The organism is Streptomyces albus subsp. albus (assembly GCF_000725885.1).
In the GTDB taxonomy this organism is placed as follows: domain Bacteria; phylum Actinomycetota; class Actinomycetes; order Streptomycetales; family Streptomycetaceae; genus Streptomyces; species Streptomyces albus.
On sequence record NZ_JODR01000033.1, the window covers coordinates 1 to 22,274 of the forward strand.

Below are 22,274 nucleotides of genomic sequence, written 5' to 3' on the forward strand. Positions count from 1 at the left end.
CACCAAAAACGCCGTCTGCCGCGCCCGCGCATACAACGTCTCCAACGACAGCCGCGCGTCCTTCAGGAAGATCTGCCGGTCCGCCCAATACCGCACCCGCGTGCCGGTGGCGTCGGGGGCGTTGTTCCTGGTGCGGCGCAGCCCGCTCCTGGGTGTGAACGCCGCGTCGGGGCCGGGCGCGTCGAAGGTTCCGGGGGCGCCGCGGCGGAAGCTGATGGAGTGGGTGCGGCCGTTGCGGTCGACCGCCAGGTCCAGGCGTGCGGCCAGGGCGTTGACGACCGAGGCGCCGACACCGTGCAGACCGCCGGAGGCCGTGTAGGAGCCGCCGCCGAACTTGCCGCCGGCGTGGAGCCGGGTGTAGGCGACCTCGACGCCGGACAGGCCGGTGCGCGGTTCCGTGTCGACGGGAATGCCGCGGCCGTTGTCGCCGACCTCCACCGAACCGTCCGCGTGCAGACGTACTCCGATGTGGTCGCAGTAACCGCCCAGCGCCTCGTCGACCGAGTTGTCGATGATCTCCCACAGACAGTGCATCAGCCCACGACTGTCGGTCGAGCCGATGTACATACCCAGGGGACGTGCTCACGCGGGTGTTCTCCTCATGGCGCAGGGTCGTGACGGCATGGGCGGCTGCGGGCCCGGGCGGCGGCCCGGGCCCGCAGCTCTCGGGCGGGTCAGATGTCGAGAAAGCGCACGTCCTTGGCGTTGCGCTGGATGAAGGAGCGCCGCGCTTCGACGTCCTCGCCCATCAGGACGGAGAACAGGTCGTCGGCCATCGCCGCGTCCTGAAGGGTGATCTGGCCCAGGACGCGGTGGTCGATGTCCATGGTGGTGGTGCGCAGTTCTTCGGCGTTCATCTCGCCGAGGCCCTTGAACCGCTGGATGGAGTCGTCCTTGATGCGGCGGCCTTCCTGCCTCGCCCGGGCGACGAGCTGGTCGCGCTCGGGGTCGGAGTAGGCGTACTCGACGTGATCCCTGCCCCATTTGATCTTGTAGAGCGGCGGGCGGGAGAGGAAGACGTGCCCGTGCTCGATCAGGGGCCGCATGAAACGGAAGAGGAAGGTCAGCAGCAGGGTGTTGATGTGCTGGCCGTCGACGTCGGCGTCCGCCATCAAGATGATCTTGTGGTAGCGGAGCTTGGTGAGGTCGAAGTCCTCGTGGACTCCGGTACCCAGGGCGGAGATGAGGGCCTGGACCTCCTGATTGTGGAGGATCTTGTCGATTCGGGCCTTCTCGACGTTGAGGATCTTTCCCCGGATCGGAAGGATGGCCTGGTACTGCGGGTCGCGGCCGGATTTGGCCGAGCCGCCGGCGGAGTCGCCCTCGACGATGAAGATCTCGCACCGGCCGGGCTCGTTGGACTGGCAGTCCGCCAGCTTGCCCGGCAGCGAGGCGGTCTCCAGCAGGCCCTTGCGGCGGGTCAGATCGCGGGCCTTGCGGGCTGCGACGCGGGCGGTGGCCGCCTGGACGCCCTTGCGGATGATGTCCGCGGCCTCGTTCGGGTTGCGGTCGAACCAGTCGGTCAGATGCTCGTGCACCACCTTCTGCACGAACGTACGGGCCTCGGTGTTGCCCAGCTTGGTCTTGGTCTGGCCCTCGAACTGCGGCTCACCCAGCTTGACCGAGATGATCGCGGTCAGCCCCTCACGGATGTCCTCACCGGTGAGGTTGTCGTCCTTCTCGCGCAGCAGTCTGCGCTCGCGCGCATAGCGGTTGACGACCGTGGTGAGCGCGGTGCGGAAGCCCTCCTCGTGGGTGCCGCCCTCGTGGGTGTGGATGGTGTTGGCGTAGGAGTGGACGCTGTCGGAGAACTGGCCGCTCCACTGCAGCGCGACCTCCACGGACATCAGCCGCTCGGTGTCCTCGGCGGCGATCGAGATGATCGAGGGGTGGACCGGCTCCCCCTTGCGGGCGTTGAGGTGAGCCACGAAGTCGGTGATCCCTCCGTCGTAACGGAAGGCGACGGCTTTGGCCGTCTGCTCCTCGGCGGCGTCGGAGCCGGCCTCGTCCGCCGTGGCGGTGGCCCGCGCGGCCTCTCGCTCGTCGGTGAGGGTGAGGGTGAGCCCCTTGTTGAGGAACGCCATCTCCTGGAAGCGGCGGGCAAGGGTCTCGAAGGAGTAGTCGGTGGTCTCGAAGATGCCGCCGTCCGCCCAGAACGTCAGCGACGTTCCCGTCGCCGTGGTGGCCTCGTGGCGGGCCAGCGGGGCGGTCGGTTCTCCGTTCTCGTACGTCTGGGTCCACCGGTGGCCGTCCGTCCAGATCTCCGCCGAGAGGCGCGTGGACAGCGCGTTGACCACCGAGAGCCCCACGCCGTGCAGACCTCCGGAGACGGCATAGCCGCCACCGCCGAACTTGCCGCCCGCGTGCAGTGTGGTCAGCACCACCTCCACGGCGGGCTTCTTCTCCACCGCGTGCATTCCGACGGGGATGCCGCGGCCGTTGTCGACCACACGTACGCCGCCGTCGGCCAGGATCGTCACGTCGATCCGGTCGGCGACCCCGGCCAGGGCCTCGTCGACGGAGTTGTCGACGATCTCCTGCACCAGGTGGTGCAGGCCCCTCTCGCCGGTCGAACCGATGTACATGCCCGGCCGCTTGCGCACCGCGTCCAGGCCGTCCAGGACAGTGATCGCGGAGGCATCGTAGGAGCCCGGCTCAGCGCCGGCACTCTGATCGGGGACTGGGGCGTCGGTGGTGGCGGTGATGCCGGAATCGGTCACAGATGCTCTCTTTTCTGGCACGACGAACCGCGCCCCCACACGGGCAGGCGGGAGCGATCGGATGACTGCGGGGGTAGCGGCGCGCAGGCAGGACGGGACACCCCACCGGGCCGGGAGGCACAGGCCTTCCGCGCGCCTGAGCCACCGTCGAGGATACCGGCCGGCGCGTTGATTCACGCGTCGCTAGTACCCCTGTACACCCGCGTGCCGGGCGAAACGCGCATCGGTCGATCCCCCCTGCGCTAATTGGCCGCCAAAGCCCCAGAGGGGCACTCAGGGGCTTTGGCGGTGCCGTACCACGCGAAGCCGAAGGCACTGTTTTCACCGGCACCCCGGCAGGCCGCGCCGCACCCGCAGCCTGACCCGCGGACGGGAATTCTCGCGCCGATCCGGCGCCCGGAAGGGTCCCAGCCGGCCGGCGTCAAGCTAGCCGCACCCTTGACGAAGCGCGGGCCGGTGCCGCCCGGCCAGTGGCACCTGCCAGTCGCGAGTAGCGCCTGCCAGTCGCGCCGGTCAGTCCGGACAGGGCTCGCGGCCGGGGACGGCGACCGGCAGCCCCGCCGCCTCCCACGCTTCAAGACCGCCTGCCACGCTGTAGACGGGAGAGCGGCCGGCGCGGATCGCCTGCGCGCCGGCCTGCACGCTGCGTGCGCCCGTACGGCACAGAAAAGCCAGCGGGCCTTCGGGCAGACCGGGCAGCGAGGCGGGCAAGGTGCTGAGCGCGGCGTGGACGGCGCCGGCCGGATGGCGCTCCGCCCATTCACCGTCTTCGCGGACATCGACCAGCGTCAGGCTGCCCTCCAGGAGGCGACGACGCGTCTCGGCGGGAGGCAGACCGGCGGGCGTGTGCCCGCCGGCCGGGCCCGCGTCCTGCTGCGCGGCGGGCAGGACGGTCCGGATCACCTCGTAGTTCGAGGCGTGGGCGACGGCTATCTGCTGCCCCAGCATCGGGCAGACGTTCATGGCCTCTTGCCAGTGAGCGGTGGACTCCCATTCCGCCACGTTGACGAGGGAGAATCTGCTGCCGGGGACGGTGGTGCGGAACATGTACGTGCGGATGAAACCGGGTTGAGCCGCCATCACGTCCGCGGCGTTCTGCCAGGCATCCAGGTAGGAGCTTTCCTTCTCCGCGTCGATCTCGATCGGGATGATCACGACATGATGGTTTTCCATCTGCCGCCTCCTCTGTTTGCACCGTGCTTGCGACTTGGGCGGGCCGCTGGGGGGCCGCTGGGACAACACAGCGGCCCCAGCGCGGCCGAGCCAGGAGGTGCCGGCCCTCCCTTGCGGGCCGGCACCTCCTGAACGCGAACCTAGGCGCACCCACCTTGCGCGGCAAACACCTTTGCCGGTTCGGCAAACCGGCTGCCGTGCCGCCGCTCCCCCGGCGGACTGCCTCAGCGACGTTTGAGGGCCATGTCCAGCCGTCGCCGGAACGGCTCGTAGTCGTGGCCGGGGAACCACTTCGGAAACAGTCCCAGCATCGTGCGGAGCCTGACGGCCGTGCTGCTGTCGCTGCTGAGCGGTGACTCGGTGAACAGGTACTGCCAGCCGAAAGTGCCCTTCGTGACGCGGAGGGCGTCGAGATAGCCCTGGTAGTCCAAGTCCAGCTCGTAGTAGGTGTCGCCCGTCTTGTCGAACCAGATCTCGGGCTGCTCGGCACCCGGCTGCACTCTGAGCGCGGCGAGATGCCCTGTGCCCCATTCGGGCGTTCCGTCGATGCCCCGGAGCTCGGACTGAAGCCGTTCCTGCTCGGGCGTCATGTGCGCCCACAGTTCGAGCGGCGTCTGGTTCAGCACGGCGGTCTCCAGGGGCTCCAGGCAGAACTCACCGGCGATGAAGTGGTCCTCGCCCTCGGTGCTCTGCCAGGCACTGCCGAGGCGTTCGAACCGGAAGTGGCAGTCCCGGAAGGAACGGTCCAGCGGCATGTCCGTGACGATGGAGACGGTCTCCAGGCTCGTCTCGGCGTCCTCGATGTCCGGGTCGATCTCCCGGTACTCGTTGAGGACCTCGATCCCGGGGCAGTTGCGCAGTTCGTCCAGGACTTCGATCCAGACCTGCTCGTACGGTGTGTAATCGATCACGGGGCGAGCGTAGGAGGCCGCTCTGACAGCGGTTCCGGTCGCCGTTCGGGGACGAGCTCCCAGTTGTCGGCGATGCGCATGAGGTGCCCGCCGGGGCCGGTGTAGGGGCGCCAGCCCGGGTCGCCGGTCGCCGCGAAGGCGACCCACGCGGCGTGCGTGCGGGCGGCGAGACCGGCCGGCGGCGTCCCGGGGCCGAGCAGGGCGTCGGGCCCGCGCAGGCCGGGCTGGTCGGTGACGTCGAAGACGAACGGCACCTCGACGGTGTGTGCGGCGCCCAGTTCGCCGCCCAGGGCGGGAGACCGCCAGGCGAACTCGTAGCGGAAGGTGCGGGCTTCGGGGTGTGCGGCGTGCGCGTCGGCGAGGTCGCGGCTTCCGCCGACGAACAGGGCCTCGGACATCAGGGCTGAGCGCAGCTCGCCGTCGGTGGCCTGCGGGCGGCTGCGGCGGAAGGTCATGAGGTAATCGGCCGGGTCCGGCCGGAACAGGGCTGCCGCGGCCTCCGCGTCGGCCGCCGTCGACGAGGAGAGCGTGCCGAACGGAGCCAGATACAGGTGTGCCTCCTCCGCGTTCGTCCCGATCAGCAGGTCGACGTCCGCGCCCGAGCCGTCGGCGACGGAGTCGGCGGGCTGCCGGTCGAGCACCACGCTGAACGGGCTCAGTCCGATGAGGGGATCGCTGTCGGTCGCCGTCCGCAGGTCGATCCCCGTCAAGCCGGGCATGACCTCGACGAGACGTCGGTCGCTGACCCGCGCGAAGGCCTCGGCGTGCGGGGGGGATGCCCAACGCCTCGGCCGCGGCGGCCGTCACGCGTGCGGCTTGTCCGGGGGTGAAGGCACCGCGTCCGCTGCCGCTTTGGACGATGGCCCGTCCGACGAGTCCCGCCGACGCGGGATCGGCCAGGACGGCGCCGGTGAGGGTGGCACCGGCCGACTGGCCGAACAAGGTGATGTTCCCCGGGTCCCCGCCGAAAGCCGCGATGTTCCGCCGTACCCAGCGCAGGGCTGCGAGGACGTCGAGCAGCCCCCGGTTGCGGGGCGCTCCCGGCAGATCGAGGAAGCCGGGGATGCCGAGCCGGTAGTTCACCGTGACCAGGACGACTCCGTCACGGGCGAAACGGCTGCCGTCGTACAGGGGCGACCGGTTGGAACCCGCGACGAATCCGCCGCCGTGCACGAACACCATGACCGGAGCAGCAGACGGGCGGGGGCGGGGCGCCCAGACGTTGACGGTGAGGTAGTCGGCCCCCGGCACCCAGCCGGGCCCGAAATAGGCCGCCATGTCCAGCGCGCCCAGACGGCGCGGCCCCTGTGGCGCGGTCGGTCCCTCTTCGGTGGCGTCCCTGACCCCCTCCCAGGGATCGTGCGGGCGCGGGGCGGCGAACCGGTCCTTGCCGGTCGGCGGGGCGGCGTAGGGGATGCCGAGGAACACGGTGTGGTCTTCGCGGTGTCTGCCGCGGACCGCGCCCTGCGCGGTCCGCACGACGGTGGCGCGGTCGGTCAACGGTCTTTCCTTGGTCTCGGTCGACGGGTGGTGGCAGGGGCACACCGCGGCCGACGGCCCCGGGAAGGGCCGTCGGGCGGGTGGGGTGCGGTTCAGGCCGCGGGGTTGCCGGCGATCCAGCCGGCCAGCGCCACGAGGGTGTCTTCCATGCTCGCGGCGGTCTGGTCCCGCAGGGCGTCGAGTTCCGCGTAGGTGGTGCCGAGAACGGGGTCGGCCGCGAGCAGCTGCCACGTCTGGGCCAGCCGCGTTCCCTGTCCGTAGGGGGTGAAGGTCCAGCGCCAGCGCACGATGGGCACGGGCACCGAACCGAGGACGGTGTAGGTGAACTCGGTCCCTCGTTCGGCCTTCTGCACCTGCGAACGGCTGTCCCATTCGCTGTCCCCGCGCCGGTTGCGGCCCCTGAACCAGGCTCCCGCCCACGGGCCGGCGCCGTCCTCGTACTGGGCGCGGATCGCGTTGGGGCTCCACAGTCCGATGTTCGAGACGGTGCTCAGCAGGTCGTACGCCTGCTCAGGGCCGGTCGCGACCCAGGCGCACCGGGTGACGCTGTAGCCGGACACGTCGAGGGGCTCTGCCGGGTTCCCGGAGTTCTCGGGGCTCCCGGGCTTCTCGGGCAACGTGGTGGACATGCAATTTCTCCTTGGGGGCTGGCTGCGTGGTCGTGTCAGTGATCACCTACGGGAGAACGGCGCCCAGTCGGTCAGCCGGAAACCGGCGCCCTCGCGGCGCAGTTCGAACGCGCCGTGGCCGGGGAGGTGGGCCGGGAGCACGAGAGCGTTGTTGTCGGCGGCGTACGCGAACATGCGCGCACGGCTGGCGCGGGCAGCGTCCTCGTCCTCTTCGAAGCAGCTGTTGATGTGCGGCTCGTGCACCTGGATCGCACCGTGCATCAGGTCACCGGCGAAGACCGCCCGGTCCCCCGCGGACTCCAGATGGATGACCGAGGCGCCCGGTGTGTGGCCGGGCGTCAGTTCCAGACGGAGATTGCCGTCGATGGTGTACGACTCGTCCCAGGTCTTCACCAGTCCGGCCTCGATGACCGGGTCGATGCTGTCCTCGTAGACGTTCTGGTTGCCCCGTCCGAACACGGTGTTGTGGAGGTTCTCGGGCTTCCAGTACTCGAAGTCGCGATGCGGCATCAGGTAGGTGGCGTTGGGGAACGTGGGGACCCAGTCGCGGCCTTCGAGCCGGGTGTTCCAGCCGACGTGGTCGTCGTGCAGGTGGGTGTTGACGACGATGTCGACGTCTTCGGGACGTATGCCGACGGCCGCGAGGTTCGCCAGGTAGTCGGTGCTCAGGTAGGACCAGATCGGCTGGAGGGGGCGGTACTTGTCATTGCCCGCGCCGGTGTCGATCAGGATGATTTTGCCCTCGCTGCGCAGCACCCAGGACTGGGTGGCGGCACGGGTGAGGTCGGTCTCCGGGTCCCAGTGGTGGGGCGCCAGCAGCTCGGTGTTGCGCTGCCACTCCTCCGGCGTGCTGTTGGGGAAGAAGACATCGGTCGTCATCGGAGTGGTGTCGGAGAACTCGATGACACGGTGGATCTGTACCTCACCGAGTTCGATGGTGTCGACCGTGGGCGTTTCCGGCGCGGGTCCGGATGCGGGGCGGGTGGGCGAGGACATCGTTTTCCTTCGTCTCCTTCAGGAAGTGCGGATGTCTCCCAGCCTGCGAGCGGATGTCCTGTGGCGGTATCGGACAACTGACTGCACTTCCCCGGCAGCGGGAGGGCGGGCCGTCTCCGGGGTGCCGCGGGGCGAGCAGACGCCACACCGTGCCCTTCCGAGGCCCGGGTGAGGACGGAGGTGGCCGCCTTTTCTTCATGGCGACGCGTGGTGAGCGACTCCCGGCGCCATCCGTCAGGTGACTGCACCTGGGCAGCGCCCCGGGATGTACCGCAAACGCCCTGGTAGCGTCGGTGACCGGGATGTGGTGACCGGAAGTGCCCGGTCCTGGAAGATCCCGCCACGTCTGGAGAAACTGGTGGACGAGCAGGCCGCGACCACCGCTGCCGAGCGGGACGGTCACACCGTGATCAGGGAAGAGGAGCTGCACAGGCTGCTCGCGGCGGTGGGCCCGCCGCGCCCGGGGGCACGGCGGAAGGACGCGCTGCTGACCGTGGTGGGCATGCCCGGAGCGGGCAAGACCACCTTGGCGGAGGCCGTCGCTGAGCGCTTCGCCGCGGATGGCGGGCGGGTGCTGTGGGCGGACAGCAGCCCGTCCGAGACCGACCTGGCCTTCTCCTGCCTGCACCAGTTGCTGCGGCCGGTCCGCAAGGACATGGACGCCCTGCCCGCACGGCAGCGCGAGGCCCTGCACGCCGCTTTCGGCCTGACGGAGCGGAGCGGGGTGCCGGATTTGATGCTCATCGGGATCGCGGTGCTGACCTTGTTGTCGGACCATGCCGCCGAGCAGCCGTTGCTGTTGATCGTGGACGATGCCCAGTGGGCCGACATCGCTTCGCTGGACGCGCTCTTTTTCGCCGCCCGGCGTCTTGCCGACGAACCGGTGACGCTGCTGGTCACCACCCGGGACAGCGCGCTGGGCGGCCTGGCCGCCCGGGAGCCGGCCGTCGTCCTGGAGCCGCTGGGCCGTGGCGCGGCGGAGCGGCTGCTGGACCTCCAGCCGCGGGTGCCGACCGGGCTCACCCGGGAACGCGTCCTCGACCAGGCCGAGGGCAACCCCCTCGCTCTGGTGGAGCTGGCCCGGGCCGCCGCGTCCAGTGACGACGCCGTCCGCGGGCCCGACGGTCCGCTGCCGGTCACCGACCGGCTGGAGCGGCTCTACGCCGGCCGGCTGGCCGCCCTGCCCGGGGAGACCCGCCGTGCGGTGGTGCGCCTGGCCGCCGTCGATGCCGAGGATCCCTCGCGCGCGGTGCTGTCCTGGCTGCCCGACATCGCCGACCCGGTGTGGGCGCCCGCCGAGGAGGCCGGGCTCGTCCGGCGCGGCGCGGGGCGGCTGCGCCACGGCCACCCGCTGTCCCGCCTCGCGGTCTATCACGCGGCCGGTGCCCAGGAGCGGCGGGCGGCGCACCTCGAGCTGGCTGAGCTGTTCCGCGGTCAGGACCCCGACCGGCACGCCTGGCACCTCGCCGCCGCCACCGTGGGTGCGAGCGCGCGGGTGTCGGCCGCGCTGGAGGACAGCGCGGACCGGGCCCGGCACCGCAGCGGTTACGCGGCAGCCGCGCACATGCTGGAGAGGGCCGCGGATCTGCACCCCGACCGGGGCGAGAGCACCCGGCTCCTGGGTGCCGCGACCAGGACGGCGGTCCTGACCGGCCGGCTCGACTCCGTCGAACGGCTGGCCGCCCGCACCCGCGCCGGCACCGACGACCCGACGGCCGCCGCGTGCGCGGCGCTCCAGGTCGGCCGGCTCATGGCGCTGACCACGTCGCACAGCGCCGCCTTCGGTCAGCTGATGCGCCCCGCCGCCGCACTGGCGGACCGTGCTCCCGGGGCCGCGCTGGAGGCACTGGCCGCCGCCGCTGTGGTCCGGTTCTACTCCGGTGACGTGACCCAGCTGCACGAGATCGAACGCCTGCTGGCCCGCACCACAAAGCACCCCGCTCACGTGTTCGGCGAGCGGGAGAGGCTCCTTGCGGGCTGGGTCGAAAGCGTCGCGCATCCGGAAGCCGCCGACCCGCGTCTCGCCCTGCGGCTGCCCGCCCTGGCCGGGGCGGCGCGGGAGGAACCGGAGACGCTGACCCTGCTCGCCGTCGCGGCCTGGCTGCTGGACGAGACCGAGCCGGCCGCCCGTGCCTTCGACGACGCCTTCGCCTCATGGACGTCCCAGGGGCCGTTGCCGGACGGCCTGGGCGGGGTCGCCGCCCTCGCCTACCTGGAACAGGGCCGGTGGGCCCGCGCCCAGAGCGCGTGCACCGAACTCGCGGCCGTCGCTTCCCGCGCCGGCCTGGACCATGCCGCGGCCTGTGCCGCCGCGACCGAAGCGCTGCTGCGCGCCCTGCGCGGTGACGTGGCTGGGGCCCGCTCCCGCGCCCGGTACGCCCTGTCGCTCGTCGATCCGCAGGAGAGCCGTTCCGTGTCCGCGCTCGCCCATCGTGCGCTGGGTACCGCCGCCACCGCGGAGGGCGACCACGAGACCGCGTACCGCCACTACCGGGTGCTCTTCGACGGCCAGGGCAATCCCGCCCACTATCACCTCTCCTACCCGGCGCTGCCCGAGCTGGCGGCTGCCGCGGCGCGTGGGGAGCGCCGGAAGGAGGCCGCCCGCATCGTCGACGGGGTGGAGGGGACCTTGACGAACGCGGGGGCGCTCGCACCGCGCAGGACGGCACTGGTCCGGTTGAGCCGGGCGCTGCTCGCCCCTGCCGACGAGGCCGAGCGGCATTTCACCGCGGCGCTGGAGAACCCGGTGCTCGGCCGCCGTCCCTTCGAGCGTGCCCAGGCGCTGCTGGCGTACGGGGAGTGGCTGCGCCGCCGGCGCAGGATCGCCGACGCCCGCCCGCCGCTGGTCGAGGCCGAGGCCGTCTTCCGCCGGCTGGCCGCGCAGCCCTGGGCGGCGCGGGCGCAGACCGAACTCAGGGCGGCCGGGGCCCGGAGCGGGACGGCGGCACCGGACGCCTTCGCCGCTCTCACCCCGCAGCAACAGCAGATCGTGCGGCTCGCGGCGCTCGGCCTGTCCAACCGTGAGGTGGCCGAGAAGCTGTATCTGTCGCCGCGTACGGTCAGCTCGCACCTGTACCGGGCGTTCCCCAAGCTGGGCATCACCTCGCGGGCGCAGCTGCGCGACGTGGTCGAGGACGCCGCACCGGGAGCCGGCACCCGGACCTGACGGGTAGCGCCCATCACGCCCGCTCCCCCGCCGCGGGCCATGAAGTCCTGCGCATACGGAGGAGGGCTCAGGTCACCAGGCCGTGGCGGTAGGCGTAGACGACGGCCTGGACCCGGTCACGCAGGCCGAGCTTCGTGAGGATGCGGGAGACGAAGGTCTTGACGGTCTCGTGACTGATCACCAGGGTTTCGGCGATCTCGCTGTTCGAGAGGCCGTCCGCGATGAGGCGCAGGACTTCCAGCTCCCGGGGGGTCAGGGGAATGTCCTGCGTGCTGCCCGCGGCGGGCCGGATGCGGGCGGCGTACCGGCCCACGAGCCGGCGGGTCACCGCGGGGTCCAGCAGTGCCGCGCCGATGGCCACGGTCCGGATGCCGTGCAGCAGCCGGTCCGGCGGCGCGTCCTTGAGCAGGAAACCGCTGGCTCCCGCCCGCAGCGCCTCGTAGACGTACTCGTCCAGGTTGAAGGTCGTCAGCACCAGGATCTTCGCCGGGTGTTCCACCCCGGCACCGGCCAGCAGGCGGGTGGCTTCGATGCCGTCGAGCACGGGCATGCGGATGTCCATCACCACGACGTCGGGGCGGAGCCGGCGGGCCAGTTCGACCGCGGTCCGCCCCTCATCGCATTCGCCTGCCACTTCCAGGTCGGGCTGCGCGTCGATGATCGTCGCCAGTCCGGTGCGGATGAGGGCCTGGTCGTCACAGATCAGCACCCGGAGCGGTGCGCTCATACCGGGCTCCCCGCGGGTATGCGTGCCCGGACCAGGAAGCCGCCGTCCGGGCGGCGGCCCGCGCTGAAGTCGCCGCCCAGGACGCCGACCCGTTCGCGCAGGCCCTCAAGTCCTCGACCGCTGCCGCCGGGGGCCGCGTCCCGCGTCCCGGAGCCGTCCGTGCCGACCTCCACGGTGATCTCCCGCTCGCCGTGGCGCACCAGGACGGAAGTGCGGCTCCCATGGTCGTGTTTGAGGGCGTTCGTCAATGCTTCCTGGACGACCCGGTAGGCCACGAGGTCGGCGCTGCCGGTGGCGGCCGGTGGCGTGCCCTCCTCGGTGAACTCCACCGGCTGCCCGGCCCGCCGTGTCTGCTCGACCAGTGTGAGCAGCCGGCCGACGGGCGGTGTCCTGTCCTCGCCGCCGTGCCCGGTGCCGTGGTCGGGGTTGAGCAGGTCCAGCAGGTGCCGCAGATCGGTGATGGCCCGCCGGCCGGTGTCGCTGACGGCGGTGAGGGCCTGGTCGAGGCGGTCGGGCGCGGCGGTCAGGTACCGGGCGGCCTCGGACTGCACCACCATCGCCGTCACATGGTGGGTCACGACGTCGTGGAGTTCCCGGGCGATCCGGGCGCGTTCAGCGTTGCGGGCGTCCTCGGCGACGCGGCTGCGGCGTTCCGCCTCCGCGGCGCGGGCGGAGCGCATCCATGCGCCGATGCCCCAGGCGAGGACCAGCGCCAGGTAGAACGTCACGAACTCGGCGGCCGGTTTGCCGGGCCCCGACCGGTGGAGTGCGACCGCGAGGACCACCCACGCCGCCGAGGCCGCGATCACGGTGAGGCGCCGGTAGCGCTCCAGATGGGAACCCGTGCTCAGCAGCGCGATGGGCAGCGCCGTGCCCGCGACGAGGTGGTAGCCGCGCAGTTGGTCGAGGGCGAAGCCGAGCGACACGAGACCGAGACAGACGAGTGGCCACCGCCGGCGCACGGCGAGGGGCAGGCACTGCAGGACGGCCGCCACGCCCGTCAGCGCGTCGGCGGGCCGGTTGGGCAGGCCGCCGATCTCCGTGCCGCTGCCCTGGAACGCCGGGAGGGCAGACGCGACCAGGAGCAGCACCCCGAGCGGGAGATCCCGGACCGTGACGTCGAGCCGGTGCCACGATTCCGGAATCCGTCGACGAACGATCACCGGGGAAGTTTATCGGCGGTCTCGGCGTCGCTCGTACGGCGAGAGCCGAACGGCACGATGTTGCCGCGCCGCCGGGCCAGCCACAGGAACACGAGCGTCAGCAGCGCCCCGAAGCCCACCGAGTACACGCTTCCCTCGGGTCCGAACGCACCGCCGGTGAGCAGTTCCGGCCCCGATGTGGAGGTGTCCAGCAGTCCCCGGTTGGCTCCGTTGCCGGAGACCTCGGTGCTGAAGATGCCGGCGGCGGCGAAGTTCCAGCCGAAGTGCACGCCGATGGTCAGCCAGAGGCTGCGGGTGGCGGCGTACGCGGCGGCGAGCATGAATCCGGCCTCGATGGCGATGGCGAGGCCGCCCCAGAGGGTCGCGTGTTCGTTGAACAGGTGGGAGAGGCCGAAGACGAGGCCGGTCAGGGCCAGCGCGAGGTAGGTGCCGACGCGCTCCTCGACGATGCGGAAGAGCACACCGCGGTAGACGATCTCCTCCGTCGCGGCGGCGCCGGCCATGAAGCCGGCCAGGCCCAGCGCGCCGGCCACCGAGCCGAAGCCGTCGATCTCGTAGAAACCGGCCGTGTAGAGGTTGGCGATGACGGCACCGAACATTCCGGCGCCGATCAGGATGCCCCAGCCGGTCCTGGCCACGGCCCGTTCCCGTGCCACGTCCGCCGCGGGCCGGTGTTCGGTCCGCCGCACCACCCACCCGTATCCGAGCACCGCGAGAGCGGCCACGGCAAGACCGAGGACGAAGGTGAGCCAGTCGTTCTCCTTCACCGCGTTGACCGCGTTGCCGCCGATGGCATACATCACCATGACGGCCAGGAACTGCCAGACGAACCGCACGGAATCCCTTTCTCCGGGCCCGCCGCCGAGTGCCGCGGGCTGCACCGGGACGCTAGGGATCCGGCAGCCGGAGATCGTCACCTCACGGTGGACACCTTTCTGTAGCTCTCACGGGGGACAAGCGTTCCGATGGGTGCCGACGCCTGTTTCCGGGCTGATCCGCGTGCGCGTCGGTCCCCTCCGACAAGCCCGGTTCCTGTACTCGTTGCCGGGCGCCGGCTGGAGTGTGCGGCAAGGGATTTCCGCTTCCGTACCAGGTGCAGGGGGACGGTGTGGCGGTAGGGTCGGCCGAGGTCTTCTACACGCGTCTGGCAGGCGCCGCCCGCACGGAGCCGGTGCCGGCTGCGGAGGCCCTTCACCACGCGGTTCGCGCCGCGCGTGCGAGGATGCCGTACGCCCCGGGGCGGTGGGCCTCTTCCGTTCATGTGGGCGCGTGATCCCCGGCGCGCCGGTCATTCCGCGGTGATCGCGGCGGCGATCTCCCGGCCCAACTCGGTGCAGGTGGCGGTGCCGCCGAGGTCGGGGGTGCGGACCTCGCCCCGGGCGAGGACGCGTTCGAAGGCGTCCACGATCGCGGCGGCGGCGTCCGCGTGGCCCAGGTGGTCGAGCATCATGGCACCGGCCCAGATCTGGCCGACCGGGTTGGCGATGCCCTGCCCCGCGATGTCGGGGGCAGAGCCGTGCACGGGCTCGAACAGCGACGGATGGGCCCCGCCCGGGTTGATGTTGCCGCTCGGTGCGACCCCTATGGTGCCGGTGCAGGCCGGGCCCAGGTCGGAGAGGATGTCACCGAACAGGTTCGAGGCGACGACGACGTCGAACCAGTCGGGGTGCAGCACGAAGTGCGCGCTCAGGATGTCGATGTGGAACTTGTCCACGCGGACGTCGGGATGTGCGGCCCCGAGCGCGGCGACCCTCTCGTCCCAGTACGGCATCGAGTAGGAGATGCCGTTGGACTTCGTGGCGGAGGTGAGGTGCTTGCCGCGCCGTTCGGCCAGTTCGTAGGCGTAGCGCACGATGCGGTCGACGCCCGTGCGGGTCATGACGGTCTGCTGGACGACCGCCTCCCGGTCGGTGCCCTCGAAGATGCGTCCGCCGATGTCGGAGTACTCGCCCTCGGTGTTCTCCCGTACGACGACGAAGTCGATGTCTCCGGGAACGCGTCCGGCCAGCGGCGCCGGGACGCCGGGCAGCAGGCGCACCGGCCGCAGGCTGACGTACTGGTCGAATCCCCGGCGGAACTGCAGCAGCGAGCCCCACAGTGACACGTGGTCGGGCACCGTCTCCGGCCAGCCGACGGCGCCGAAGTAGAGCGCGTCGAAGTCCTTGAGAGTGTCGAACCAGTCGTCGGGGAGCATCTGGCCGTGCTTGCTCCAGTAGGCGGCCGAGGCGAAGTCGAACTCCTCGAAGGACAGGCCGATGCCGAACAGTTCGGCGGCCCGGCGGACGCAGCGCAGCCCCTCGGGCATCACTTCGGTACCGATCCCGTCGCCGGGGATCACGGCGATGGAGTGCGTCATGAGGTCTTCCTCTCTGTGGCGTGGTCGGTCACCGGCCCCCGAACGGCCTGCGAGGCCGTGCCCCCGGGGCGGGGTCGGATGCGGCTGTGCCGCGGTCAGGGGCGGGTGAAGAAGGCGCGCATCTCGCGGAGCACCTCGCCGGGGCTCTCCTCGGGCAGGTAGTGCCCGCAGTCGAGGGCGCGGCCGGTGACTTCGGTGGCGACGTTCCGCCACAGCGCGAGCGGTGCGAACAGTGCGTCGATGACGCCGTGCCGGGCCCACAGGACATGGACCGGCACGGGCGTGGTGCGGCCGGCGAGCCTGTCGGCGCGGTCGTGGTCGAGATCGATGGAGGCCGACGCGCGGTAGTCCTCGCAGGCGCCCAGCGCACGGTCCGCGCCGCGGAACGCGGCGACGTAGTGGTCGAGGACGTCCGGTGGGAACGGCGCGAGTCCCGCGTGGCGGGAGCCCATGACTCCTTCCACGTACGCGCGCGGATCCGCGCCGATCAGGTTCTCCGGCATCGGGGCGGGCTGGATGAGGAAGAACCAGTGCCAGTAGGCCGCGGCGAAGTCGCCCGTGGTGTTCGCGTACATGTCGAGGGTGGGGGCGATGTCGAGCAGCATGGCCCTCTCGACGCGTTCGGCGGCGTCGACGGCCAGCCGGGCGGCGACCCGGCCGCCACGGTCGTGACCGGCGACAAAGAACCGTTCGTGTCCCAGGAGCGTCATGAGCCGGGCGCAGTCGCGTGCCATCACGCGCTTGCTGTAGGAGGAGTGGTCCGGGGTGGCGGCGGGACGCTCGGAGTCCCCGTATCCCCGCAGGTCGGGGGCTACCACGAAGTAGTCCTCCGCGAGGCGGGGGGCCACCCGGTGCCACATGAGATGCGTCTCGGGGTGGCCGTGCAGCAGCAGGACGGCGGGCCGGTCCGGGTCGCCTCCCGTCCGTCCGCGCAGCCGTACGCCGTTCACGCGCACATCGAGTGGTGTGAACCCCTCGTAGAACACCGTCACGCCGCCTCCCTCGCCTCGGCCGGATGCCTGCCGATGCTAGGTTTTGGCCGTTCGGCAAGGAACAGCTGATTCCGCAAGGCTTCCTTGCGCTGAGGACAAAGGAGCTGGAGCGTGCCGTCGCCGTCTTCCGTCGACGATCTGGAGTTCTTCACGGCGCTCGTCGCGGCGGGCACCATGACCGAGGCCGCGCGGCACTGGGGAGTGTCCGTCTCGGTCGTCAGCCGCCGGCTGCGTGCGCTCGAACAACGGCTGGGCGTCCGGCTCGCGAGGCGCGGATCGCGCGCGCTGACGCTCACGCCCGAGGGCGAGCGGTACCGGGCCGGGGGCCTGTCCATCCTCCAGCAGGTGCGCGACCTCGACGCCTCGATCGGCAATACGCCCGGGGAGATCTCCGGGCCGGTACGCGTCGTCTCCACGGTCGGGCTGGGCCGCCTGCACATCGCCCCGTTGCTGCGCGAGTTCCAGTCGCTCCACCGCCGGGTCGAATGCTCCCTGGAGCTGACCAGCCTGCCGCTGTCGGCGGTGCAGCCCGGGTACGACATCGGCATCCATGTCGGCCCGCTGCCGGACTCGTCCCGCGCCGTGCGGCGTCTGCTCGGCAACCGCCGCGTCGTCGTGGCGTCGCCCGGCTACCTGGCGCGGCACGGCGTGCCGGGTGACGTGCGGGAACTGCGCGGCCACGACTGTCTGGTGCTGCGGGAGAACGAGGGTGACGTGTCGTGGCGGTTCCTGCTCGACGGCAAGGAGACGGGCGTACCGGTACGGGGAAAGCTCCTGTGCAACGACGGCATCGCCCTGCTGGACTGGTGCCTCGACGGGGCGGGACTCGCCATGCGTTCGCTGTGGCACGTAGAGCCGTACCTGCGGCGCGGGGATCTCGTGCATGTGCTGCCGCATGTGCCGACTCCGCAGGCTGATGTGGTGGCGGTCTTCGATGCCGGACCGGGCGTCCCTGCACGCGTCCAGGTGCTTCTCGACCACTTGCGCGACCGTCTGCCGGAGCGGATCGGGTCCCACAGCCCGGGGCCGTGACCGGGCCGTCGGCGGGCACCGGCAGCGGGCGGCCGTCTCCGCGACGACGTGCTCGCCGCGCTTCTCCGCCGCCCTCGGCCTCCGGTTATCCGGCGCGGGCGATCACCGTGACGTATCCGAGGGACGCGTCGGCCTCGGCCAGTTGCCCCAGAAGCAGGGCGATCCTCCGCACGGTGTCGGCTCCGAAGGCGGCGGCCAGCTCCTCCCGGCGGTTCTCGAAGGCGGCCCGGTTCCGCTGCGCGCTGTACCGTGTGTGCTCGCTGATGTCCGTCACGTCCAGGACGTCGAACCCCACGGCGGCGAGCAGTTCCTCCAGCCGGTTCCGCGTGCTGAGGTGCACGGACGGCACCTCGCCCATCAGCGTCCCGGCTCCCGGCGCGACCGGAGGCTCGACCATGTCGACCAGGGCCAGCAGTCCTCCTCGCTTCAGGCAGCGCGCCGCCTCGGCGAACGCCGCCTCCTTCCCGTCGCGTGCGGTGTCGGGCAGGTGGGAGGCGACCTCCAGCATCAGGGCACGGTCGAAGGAGCGGCCGGGGAAGGGGAGTTGCGCGGCGTCCGCGTGGTGGAAGGAGATCCTGTCACCGGCGGCCGAGCCCGCGGCCAGGCGGCGGCCGGCTGCCACCATGCCGGCGCTCGCGTCGACAGCTGTCACGGAACACCCTGTCTCCTCGGCCAGCAGCAGCGCGGGCTGGCCGGCACCGCAGCCGATGTCGAGGAGGTGGTGCCCGGACCCCAGTCCGAGCCGTTGCCCCGCGAGTCTGACGAGGCGGTCGGTGGACTCGGCGATGGTGGCCGGGTCCTCCGCACCGGTGTAGTACCCCGCGTGCATGGCCCGGGTGCCCCTGAGAGCGGCGAACGCCTCGGCGCCCCTCTCGTAGTAGCGCGCGATGGCCCGTCGTTCGGGTTCGTCCTGGTGTTCCATGGGGGTCCCGTCACCTCGGGGCCGGCCGGGGCCGGCGCCGGCCTCGGGGTGTGCCGAATCGCCGGACGGAGGCGCGGGTGCAGCCGAGGGCGAAGCCGGCGCCCATGCGGCTCGCCCACGCCAGCCGGGCCGTCCTCCTGGGGGCGAAGAGGTCGTAGCGGGAGCCGACGGTCTTCCGGAGGGTGTGCAGGGTCATGCGCACGTACTGGCGGGGCAGTTCCCGTGCGACGGGATCGGCCGCACGCCACCAGTCCTCTGCCTCTTCCACATACCGGCGTACGCGCTCGGCCTCGAAGCGCACCAGCTCACGGACAGGCTCGGTCGTGCGCCGTTCGCGGACGGCCCGCTCCAGGTCACCGCGCTTCAGCCCGAACGCCTTGAGGTCCTCCAGCGGCAGGCACAGCCGGCCGGCCGTCAGGTCCTCTTCGAGGTCGCTGAGGTTGTCCGTCAGTTGCAGAGCGAAAATGGCGGCGGCAGCCTGCTCCCTGGCCTCCTCGCCGTTGTGCGCGGCGGGACCCAGCAGCGCGTTGAGCCACAGAATGTAGGGGACGCCGGTGCCGCGCACGTAGCGCTCCAGGTCGGTGAACGCGGGGTACTCGGAGGCGTGCGCGTCACCGGCCATGTTCTCCAGCAGCGTCCGCACCGAGTCGCAGGGCACTTCCCAGACGCGGGTGAAGTGCGCGAAGGCACGGGCGAGCTGTCTGCCGACCGCCTCTTCCCGGGACGCGGGCGCCGACCCCCACGGGTCAGGGTCCACGCCCTCCAGGAGCGTGAGGACGGCGCGTGAGTAGTCCTGGTAGCGCGTCACCCGGTCCGCGGCCGGAACATGGGGGTCGTCGATGAGCCTGTCCGCGTGGATGGTGAACGCCTGGACCGCGTCGCAGTACGGACGCCGGTCGGGCGGGAGCAGCATCCGGGGCATCAGATAGACCACGGGACCGCACCGGCGCATGAAGTCCTTGCAGGCGATGTAGTCGTCGCGCAAGCCGGCCCGGTCGATGGCGGAGCTCACGAGCTGCTCCGCACCATGGTCCAGGTGTCGTAGAGCGAGTCCGGGCCGGACGGATCGGTGGAGTAGTTGTCGTACGCCTTGGTGTCGGTGAAGCCGTGTTCGGCGGCCAGACGGCGGACCGTGGTGTGCGGGAGGGGGTAGTAGCGGTGGAGGTCGCGGGTCCGCAGGAAGGGCGGTTCGCCGCCGTCCGCTGCGGGAGCCGGGGTGAACTGGGTGTAGGCCATGTCGACGAACGGCGCCTCGGGCGACGCGGTGAAGGTCCAGATGTAGGCGATGTCGTCGAGTTCCAGGGCCATGACCCGGGGTGCGGATGAGTCGAAGAATTTGCGGAAGAAGCCCCTTCCGAAGACGTCGAAGGTGAATGTGCCACCGGCGGGCAGCGCGCGGGCGACGGCCGCGAAGGTCGCGGAGATCTGTTCCTCCGGCAGGTAGTTCAGTCCTCCGGCGGCGCTGACGACGGCGTCGAACGGGCCGGCCTCGGCGGGGATGTGCGGCAACGCGGCGTGGATCAAGGTGGTTTCCTCTCCCAGCCGCCGCCGGGCCCGCTCCAGCATCGCCGCGGACCGGTCGAGTCCGGTGACGGCATAGCCGCGCCGCGCCAACTCGCCCAGCATCAGCCGGTCCCGCAGCAGATCTCCAGAACCGTGCGTACGGGACGCTGCTGGGACTGCCAGAAGGTTTGCAGGAAGTCGGCGACCCGGTCGCGCGGGCTCTCCTTCTGACACGTGACGGCCCATTCGGCCAACCGGTCGTAGGAATCTGCGAGGTTGGTGTAGGGGTCGGCGGGTGTGGCTGTTTCCGAACTCACGTGGCCTGCCTTTCCGTGTTCTCGGCTGTGCGGCAGACCGGTGGGCCGGATGAGCGCATAGGCCTGCCGCAGTGTGGGTTTGAGCACAGTGCGCCCCGAGAAGATCAACGCGGCGAGGGGCAGCGGACGATGATAGAAGCACAGCGAAGAGGGAACGCCGAAGATGTCCGCAGAAGCGACGAAGAACGGAAGTTCCGCGAGAAGGTACCGCATCCCCTGTTCAATTTCCCGTGCGGTCGGCTCCTTCTCCGGTCGCCGCGCCAACAGCACCGTCCGGCTCGCGTTCTGGCAGGCCGTTCTCAGATTTCCGTCCACGGCCAGCGCCTTCTCGCACCTTCGGCGTGCGGTCAGGTACTGCGGTCGGTCCACCAGCTCGGACATGAGGTGAAGTCCGTCGCCCGGACGCGGGCCACCGAGTGATTCCCAGGCCCGGACGATGCGGTTCCGTACCGCGTTGACCTCGCCCCTGGCCTTTCCGGCGGCGCGTTCCGGGGAGTAGCCGAGGGCCATGAATGTGGGGGCCAACTCCGCGTCCGGTACGATGATATCCATTCGCGCGAACCTGCTATTCAGCCAGTGAATCAGGTCGGCGAGGAGAGGAACACGGAAAAAGCTGTTCCCGGGACTCACACCAACAACCACATGCTCCCGCCTTTCACAGACGGAGGCACAGTTCTCGGTCATTGGTTCCAGAGAGAATTCCAGACGCTCGGGCACATTGATTCAGATACCCGCTCCGAGTTCTCACAAGGCGTAATCCTCACTCCCCGAACGGGTGAAACTCTGTGGCGCCTGACTGAACGATCTCGTGGTCGGTTGACATCGGGACGCCGGGACGTGCCACAAGAACGGACGGCAACGCCCCCCTTAGACAATGCCGACTGCTCTCCCCTTCCGTCTCAAGGCCGGCGCGCGGCTCTCCGCAGGACTGCTGCCTACGGCCTGGGCGCGGTCCGGGCCGGCCGTTGTCCAGGGGCTTGCGGGGACTCAGCTCTCCCCGGGCAACGGGTGCTCCTCGACGAAGCGGCGCAGTTCCGCGGTGAGGCCGGCCGGGTTGTCGAACGGGACGAGAGTGCGGGCATCGGGTACTTCCACGTAGCGCGCGTTCGGCAGCAGCTGCGCGAGGCGGCGTCCCGTGGCGGACGGCATCATGCGGTCCTCCGCGCCCCAGACGACCAGCGCGGGGCGGGTGAAGGACGACAGGTTCGCGGCGGCCTTTCGATAGCAGTCCGGATCGGTGCTGCGGCAGAACTTGGCGAAGTCCCGCCGGATCTCACGGCTGCGCAGCAGCGGGCCGTACCAGCGTGCGATCAGCTCCTTCGGCAGCCGCCTCTTCGTCATCCCGCCGAGCGACACCCGCATGCGCGCGAGGGGCGGGAAGCGGAACGACTGGAGCAGGAGAAACAGTCCGCCGGGGATCCTGCTGGCGCGATGTAGCGTTCTGCCCTGCACGCCCGGTGGATAGTTTTCCAGCGCCTCGCAGGAGGTGAGGACGAGGCGGGCGATGCGGTCGTCCCGTACGCCGATGAGGAGCTGGGCCGTTCCGGCGTCGTTCTGGACAAGAGTGACGTCGCGGAGGTCCAGGCGTTCCATGAACTCGGCCAGAAGCGCTGCGATTCCGTGCGCCGACAGGTCGGCGTCCGGCCGCATCGGGCGCCGGTGGCTGCCGATCGGCAGTACGGGGACCAGCACCCGGAAATCGGACCGGAGGTCGCAGGTGACCTCGCTCCAGACCGACTCGTCGAAGCCGAGACCGTGCGCCAGGACCACGACGGGACCGTCGCCGCCGGTGTCCTCGTAGTCGATCGTCCCCGCGCTCAGCTCGATCTCGGGCATGGCATGGCCTCCGGCTCGGTCGTCCGCTTCTTGTCGGATCGCCCCAGCGGGAGGATACGCGCGGGCAGGGGTGGGCGGGGCCGCCGCCGACGCGTTCTGTCACCGTCACGGCCGACACCCCTGCGCGGCCTCGGCCTCGCCAGCCCCGCTCGCTCGCCACCGCCGCGCTGGAGGTGGCAAGCGGCAACGGCCAGCGGGAGAGCTGTTTCGGGGACGCGCACTGTCCGCCGTGCCGCCGGGGCCAGGTGTGCCGCCCAACCGGGTGGAGCGTCTCAGCGAACGGATCCGCGATCGCAGCTCCGGGCAGCACAGGACAGGAACGGCCGCGGAG

General features: G+C 71.0%; 17 protein-coding genes and 2 pseudogenes. 2 read left to right on the forward strand and 17 right to left on the reverse strand.

All coding sequences use genetic code 11. The features are described from left to right. From IO40_RS0129315 to IO40_RS0129345, 7 genes and pseudogenes are all read right to left on the reverse strand, one after another. Positions 1 to 570 (reverse strand): annotated as a pseudogene (locus IO40_RS0129315) (ATP-binding protein); the annotation flags it as partial. Positions 571 to 674: 104 nt separating this feature from the next. Continuing rightward, positions 675 to 2,705: a DNA topoisomerase (ATP-hydrolyzing) subunit B gene (gene gyrB / locus IO40_RS0129320; RefSeq protein ID WP_041968546.1), complete on the reverse strand. Its 2,031-nt coding sequence runs from the start codon at positions 2,703 to 2,705 to the stop codon at positions 675 to 677. A gap of 528 nt (positions 2,706 to 3,233) precedes the next feature. Further along, on the reverse strand, positions 3,234 to 3,893 hold the full coding sequence (locus IO40_RS0129325; protein WP_016473271.1) for a rhodanese-like domain-containing protein: 660 nt from the start codon (positions 3,891 to 3,893) through the stop codon (positions 3,234 to 3,236). Between the two features lie 224 nt (positions 3,894 to 4,117). Next, complete coding sequence (locus tag IO40_RS0129330) at positions 4,118 to 4,804, reverse strand: hypothetical protein (protein WP_016473270.1); 687 nt, start codon at positions 4,802 to 4,804, stop codon at positions 4,118 to 4,120. Continuing rightward, positions 4,801 to 6,304: pseudogene (locus IO40_RS34250) on the reverse strand (carboxylesterase/lipase family protein). Before IO40_RS34250 ends, IO40_RS0129330 begins: the two are co-directional and overlap by 4 nt. A 92-nt stretch (positions 6,305 to 6,396) precedes the next feature. Beyond that, positions 6,397 to 6,933 carry an SRPBCC family protein gene (locus tag IO40_RS0129340; RefSeq protein ID WP_016473268.1) on the reverse strand — a complete coding sequence of 179 codons (537 nt, stop codon included), beginning with the start codon at positions 6,931 to 6,933 and terminating at the stop codon, positions 6,397 to 6,399. A gap of 42 nt (positions 6,934 to 6,975) precedes the next feature. Beyond that, positions 6,976 to 7,929 carry an MBL fold metallo-hydrolase gene (locus IO40_RS0129345; RefSeq protein ID WP_041968537.1) on the reverse strand — a complete coding sequence of 318 codons (954 nt, stop codon included), beginning with the start codon at positions 7,927 to 7,929 and terminating at the stop codon, positions 6,976 to 6,978. Between the two features lie 304 nt (positions 7,930 to 8,233). On the opposite strand from IO40_RS0129345, the gene IO40_RS0129350 reads away from it, so the two are divergent. After that, a complete protein-coding gene (locus IO40_RS0129350) occupies positions 8,234 to 11,095 on the forward strand; it encodes a helix-turn-helix transcriptional regulator (protein ID WP_234336601.1) in 2,862 nt (953 codons plus the stop codon). 67 nt (positions 11,096 to 11,162) lie between these two features. Here IO40_RS0129350 and IO40_RS0129355 read toward each other — a convergent pair whose 3' ends face one another. From IO40_RS0129355 to IO40_RS0129375, 5 genes are all read right to left on the reverse strand, one after another. Further along, a complete protein-coding gene (locus tag IO40_RS0129355) occupies positions 11,163 to 11,822 on the reverse strand; it encodes a response regulator (RefSeq protein ID WP_031176455.1) in 660 nt (219 codons plus the stop codon). Further along, entirely contained in the window at positions 11,819 to 12,985 is a 1,167-nt protein-coding gene (locus tag IO40_RS0129360; RefSeq protein ID WP_030408952.1) for a sensor histidine kinase, read from the reverse strand. Before IO40_RS0129360 ends, IO40_RS0129355 begins: the two co-directional genes overlap by 4 nt. Continuing rightward, a complete protein-coding gene (locus tag IO40_RS0129365) occupies positions 12,982 to 13,821 on the reverse strand; it encodes a CPBP family intramembrane glutamic endopeptidase (RefSeq protein WP_031176456.1) in 840 nt (279 codons plus the stop codon). The genes IO40_RS0129360 and IO40_RS0129365 overlap by 4 nt, the downstream gene beginning before the upstream one ends. A 452-nt stretch (positions 13,822 to 14,273) precedes the next feature. Further along, positions 14,274 to 15,341, reverse strand: a complete 1,068-nt coding sequence (locus tag IO40_RS0129370; protein WP_031176457.1) for a tartrate dehydrogenase — start codon at positions 15,339 to 15,341, stop codon at positions 14,274 to 14,276. 95 nt (positions 15,342 to 15,436) lie between these two features. Further along, positions 15,437 to 16,333 (reverse strand): alpha/beta fold hydrolase, encoded by an 897-nt coding sequence (locus IO40_RS0129375; protein ID WP_016473261.1) that lies wholly within the window; start codon positions 16,331 to 16,333, stop codon positions 15,437 to 15,439. A 111-nt stretch (positions 16,334 to 16,444) separates the two neighbouring features. On the opposite strand from IO40_RS0129375, the gene IO40_RS0129380 reads away from it, so the two are divergent. Further along, a complete protein-coding gene (locus IO40_RS0129380; RefSeq protein ID WP_016473260.1) occupies positions 16,445 to 17,365 on the forward strand; it encodes a LysR family transcriptional regulator in 921 nt (306 codons plus the stop codon). 85 nt (positions 17,366 to 17,450) lie between these two features. Here the strand turns inward: IO40_RS0129380 and IO40_RS35105 are convergent, their stop codons facing one another. The 5 genes from IO40_RS35105 to IO40_RS0129405 form a co-directional block, all read right to left on the reverse strand. Next, positions 17,451 to 18,287, reverse strand: coding sequence for an SAM-dependent methyltransferase (locus tag IO40_RS35105; RefSeq protein WP_051719320.1), 837 nt, complete (start codon positions 18,285 to 18,287; stop codon positions 17,451 to 17,453). 10 nt (positions 18,288 to 18,297) lie between these two features. After that, positions 18,298 to 19,299: a squalene/phytoene synthase family protein gene (locus tag IO40_RS36435; protein WP_051698706.1), complete on the reverse strand. Its 1,002-nt coding sequence runs from the start codon at positions 19,297 to 19,299 to the stop codon at positions 18,298 to 18,300. Further along, positions 19,296 to 19,913: a class I SAM-dependent DNA methyltransferase gene (locus IO40_RS34255; protein WP_016473257.1), complete on the reverse strand. Its 618-nt coding sequence runs from the start codon at positions 19,911 to 19,913 to the stop codon at positions 19,296 to 19,298. Before IO40_RS34255 ends, IO40_RS36435 begins: the two co-directional genes overlap by 4 nt. Next, entirely contained in the window at positions 19,913 to 20,824 is a 912-nt protein-coding gene (locus tag IO40_RS36440) for a tRNA-dependent cyclodipeptide synthase (protein WP_236707226.1), read from the reverse strand. The genes IO40_RS34255 and IO40_RS36440 overlap by 1 nt, the downstream gene beginning before the upstream one ends. A 270-nt stretch (positions 20,825 to 21,094) precedes the next feature. Then, on the reverse strand, positions 21,095 to 21,943 hold the full coding sequence (locus IO40_RS0129405; protein ID WP_016473255.1) for an alpha/beta fold hydrolase: 849 nt from the start codon (positions 21,941 to 21,943) through the stop codon (positions 21,095 to 21,097). Between the last annotated feature and the right edge of the window lie 331 nt (positions 21,944 to 22,274).